Consider the following 276-nt stretch of genomic DNA (forward strand, 5'->3'; position numbering starts at 1 on the left):
TGGAAGGCCACCTGCAACTGTGGACGCTGGGGGCATCGACGGCCATCTACGCCTACATGGCCGTACGCGGGCGTCCGTTGTGGGCCTGGATCGGGATGCTGGCGACACTGGTCAGCTGCATGGTGTGGACGGCGACGGAAGGCGAGGGTGCGCTGTACGGACTCTCGATCTCGGTCGTCAATCTCGCCCCCCTGCTGATGGCCACGTTCTTTGCCTGGACCATCCGTCCGGCCGCCCGCAGCATCTTCGAACTGCGCCGCCAGGGCACCTTGCGGG

The 276-nt window shown here is 66.7% G+C and carries 1 protein-coding gene; it reads left to right on the forward strand.

Annotation, left to right across the window (positions count from 1 at the left end; translation table 11 throughout):
• On the forward strand, window positions 1-276 hold a 276-nt coding region (locus SB717_RS35555), incomplete at both ends, for a hypothetical protein (protein ID WP_410907646.1).

The organism is Priestia sp. SIMBA_032 (assembly GCF_046535215.1).
Classification (GTDB): domain Bacteria; phylum Bacillota; class Bacilli; order Bacillales; family Bacillaceae_H; genus Priestia; species Priestia aryabhattai.